This is a genomic window from Streptomyces sp. NPDC060198, from assembly GCF_042728415.1.
GTDB lineage: Bacteria > Actinomycetota > Actinomycetes > Streptomycetales > Streptomycetaceae > Streptomyces.
Map to the genome: position 1 here is coordinate 1 of NZ_JBHWZJ010000556.1, position 3322 is coordinate 3322.

General features: G+C 67.8%; 3 protein-coding genes. All 3 read right to left on the reverse strand.

What is annotated here, in order from left to right; genetic code table 11:
* Positions 1 to 43: 43 nt before the first annotated feature.
* The 3 genes from clpX to ACFWEP_RS33340 all read right to left on the reverse strand — a co-directional run bounded on the left by clpX (position 44) and on the right by ACFWEP_RS33340 (position 2878).
* Positions 44 to 1342: an ATP-dependent Clp protease ATP-binding subunit ClpX gene (clpX, locus tag ACFWEP_RS33330; protein ID WP_328721678.1), complete on the reverse strand. Its 1299-nt coding sequence runs from the start codon at positions 1340 to 1342 to the stop codon at positions 44 to 46.
* A gap of 157 nt (positions 1343 to 1499) precedes the next feature.
* Positions 1500 to 2183 carry an ATP-dependent Clp protease proteolytic subunit gene (locus ACFWEP_RS33335; protein WP_387375847.1) on the reverse strand — a complete coding sequence of 228 codons (684 nt, stop codon included), beginning with the start codon at positions 2181 to 2183 and terminating at the stop codon, positions 1500 to 1502.
* Between the two features lie 89 nt (positions 2184 to 2272).
* Positions 2273 to 2878, reverse strand: a complete 606-nt coding sequence (locus ACFWEP_RS33340) for an ATP-dependent Clp protease proteolytic subunit (RefSeq protein ID WP_275496154.1) — start codon at positions 2876 to 2878, stop codon at positions 2273 to 2275.
* Positions 2879 to 3322: the final 444 nt, after the last annotated feature.

The window sequence follows — 3322 nt, forward strand, 5'->3', positions numbered from 1 at the left end:
CGCCGATGGCCGGGCGCCCCTCGCGCGTCGTCGCGGGCGGGAGCTACGCGGACTTCTCGTGCCTGCCGCCGTCGTTCTTGCCGATCGTGCGCGGCTCGCGCGGGACCAGCGTGGGATTCACGTTGTTGCGGACCACGTCCGGGGTGATGACCACGCGGGCGACGTCCTTGCGGGACGGGACCTCGTACATCACGGACTGGAGGACTTCCTCCATGATGGCGCGCAGGCCGCGGGCGCCGGTCTGGCGCAGGATCGCCTGGTCGGCGATGGCCTCCAGCGCCTCGCGCTCGAAGTCCAGCTCCACGCCGTCGAGTTCGAAGAGCCGCTGGTACTGCTTCACCAGGGCGTTGCGCGGCTCGATGAGGATCTGGAGCAGCGCCTCGCGGTCCAGGTTGTGCACCGAGGTGAGGACGGGCAGCCGGCCGATGAACTCGGGGATCATGCCGAACTTGACCAGGTCCTCCGGCATGACCTCCTGGAACTGGTCGCTCGCCTGGATCTCCAGCTTGGAGCGGATCGTCGCGCCGAAGCCGATGCCCTTGGCGCCGGACCGGGACTCGATGATCTTCTCCAGCCCGGAGAAGGCGCCGCCCACGATGAACAGGACGTTCGTCGTGTCGATCTGGATGAACTCCTGGTGCGGGTGCTTCCGGCCGCCCTGCGGCGGTACGGAGGCGGTGGTGCCCTCCAGGATCTTCAGCAGCGCCTGCTGCACGCCCTCGCCCGAGACGTCGCGCGTGATCGACGGGTTCTCGCTCTTGCGGGCGACCTTGTCGATCTCGTCGATGTAGATGATCCCGGTCTCGGCCTTCTTGACGTCGTAGTCGGCCGCCTGGATCAGCTTCAGCAGGATGTTCTCGACGTCCTCGCCGACGTAGCCGGCCTCCGTCAGCGCCGTCGCGTCGGCGATGGCGAACGGGACGTTGAGCATGCGGGCCAGTGTCTGCGCCAGCAGGGTCTTGCCGGAACCCGTGGGGCCCAGCAGGAGGATGTTGGACTTGGCGAGCTCGATCGCGTCGTCCCGGCTGGAACCGCCGCCGTTCTCCCCGGCCTGGACCCGCTTGTAGTGGTTGTACACCGCGACGGACAGGGCCTTCTTCGCGGGCTCCTGCCCGACGACGTACCCCTCCAGGAACTCGTAGATCTCGCGTGGCTTGGGCAGTTCCTCCCAGCGCACTTCCGAGGTCTCGGCGAGTTCCTCCTCGATGATCTCGTTGCAGAGATCGATGCACTCGTCGCAGATGTACACACCGGGTCCCGCGATGAGCTTCTTCACCTGCTTCTGGCTCTTTCCGCAGAACGAGCACTTGAGCAGGTCGCCGCCATCACCGATGCGTGCCACGAGGTGCTTCCCCTTCGCCTGGGAGACGCCTGGTTCAGCGACTCCTGGTGCCTCTATTCGACGGTACCTTGCCTGGCCCCCCGTTCGGGCCCCCCTTGGCACGGTTCACACGGCCCGAGACCGGGCGAATGCGCGTGCCAAGGGGAAAAGACCGATGTCAGACCGCGGCTCCGGCCGAGGTCTTACGGGTGGTGACGATCTGGTCCACCAGACCGTACGCCAGGGCCTCCTCGGCCGTAAGGATCTTGTCGCGCTCGATGTCCTCGCTGATCTTCTCCAGCGGGGTGGTCGAGTGCTTCGCCAGCATCTGCTCCAGCTGGGTGCGCATGCGCAGGATCTCGTTGGCCGCGATCTCCAGGTCGGAGAGCTGCTCACGGCCGGTCTGCGAGGACGGCTGGTGGATCAGGACACGGGCGTGCGGGAGCGCCATGCGCTTGCCCGGAGTGCCGGCGGCCAGCAGGATGGCGGCGGCGGAGGCGGCCTGGCCCATGCAGACCGTCTGGATGTCCGGCTTCACGAACTGCATCGTGTCGTAGATCGCGGTGAGCGCGGTGAACGAGCCGCCGGGGCTGTTGATGTAGATCGAGATGTCCCGGTCCGGGTCCATCGACTCCAGGCACATCAGCTGCGCCATCACGTCGTTGGCCGAGGCGTCGTCGATCTGCACGCCGAGGAAGATGATGCGCTCCTCGAAGAGCTTCGCGTAGGGGTCGTACTCGCGCACGCCCTGCGAGGTGCGCTCCACGAAGCGCGGCACGATGTAGCGGTTGTCCACCTGCGGGCCGGTGTAGAGGCCGCTCGCGGAGGCGCCGGGGAAGTTGTTCATGTGGGTGTTCACCATCCTGGTGGCGTTCTGTGGGCTGGTTTCTCGGCGCACGTTCATGGCGTACGAGAGGTGTGCGGGCGCGGTGCCGTCCGGTGCGGGCCGGATCAGGCGCCGGTGCCGCCGCCGCCCGGGATGCCCGACGCGGCCGTGATGATCTCGTCGATGAGGCCGTACTCCTTGGCCTCCTCGGCGGTGTACCAGCGGTCGCGGTCGCCGTCGCGGATGATCGTCTCGACGGTCTGGCCGGAGTGGCGGGCGGTGATCTCCGCCATCCGCGTCTTGGTGCGGAGCAGGTACTGCGCCTGGATCTTGATGTCCGAGGCGGTACCGCCGATGCCGGCCGAACCCTGGTGCATGAGGATGTCGGTGTTCGGGAGCGCGAAGCGCTTGCCCGCGGCCCCGCCGGTGAGCAGGAACTGGCCCATCGAGGCCGCCATGCCCATGCCGATGGTGACGACGTCGTTCGGGATGTACTGCATGGTGTCGTAGACCGCCATGCCGGCCGTCACCGAGCCACCGGGGCTGTTGATGTAGAGGTAGATGTCCTTGTCGGGGTCGGCGGCAAGGAGCAGCAACTGTGCGGTGATCTTGTTGGCGATGTCATCGTCGACCTGCTGGCCGAGGAAGATGATGCGCTCGCCGAGCAGTCGGCTGTAGACCTGGTCGCCGAGGCCACCACCGAGGGACGGCTCTCCGGCGGCGTAGGGCATCAGATTCGTCACGTATCCACCTGCTCGTCTCTGACGGCTCCGGCCGTCTCAGCGTCTTCGTACCGGGTGGGCCGGGACTACCCGACCCTTCCTCTTCATGGACCCTAACGCGCAGGTGGAACAAGACCATCCCGCTTCCATAACTGTTCGCTGGGAGCGCAAGGTACGCAGTGCGCACAAGGGTTCTGAGGGTTCGTCGCGGACGCGCCGGAGCGGACCGCGAGGCCCCTCCCGGGAGGGTACGGGCCCCGGTGCGGGGCATGCCCCCCGGGGGCGTACGACAGACCCCCGGAGCGCGGCGGGCCCCGGAAGCACGGCAGATCCGGAAACACGGCGGATCCGGAAGCACGGCGGACCCGGGAGCACGGCGGGCGGGACGACGGGCCCCGGACGGGCCGGATCGGGTACGACGACGGGCCCCGGACGGCGTGATGCGTCCGGGGC

What these genes read in the sequence shown, in the direction of transcription:
- ACFWEP_RS33335 (WP_387375847.1), bottom strand. Translation starts at nt 2,183, where the DNA reads ATGGTGAACACCCACATGAACAACTTCCCCGGCGCCTCCGCGAGCGGC.
- ACFWEP_RS33340 (WP_275496154.1), bottom strand. Translation starts at nt 2,878, where the DNA reads ATGCCCTACGCCGCCGGAGAGCCGTCCCTCGGTGGTGGCCTCGGCGAC.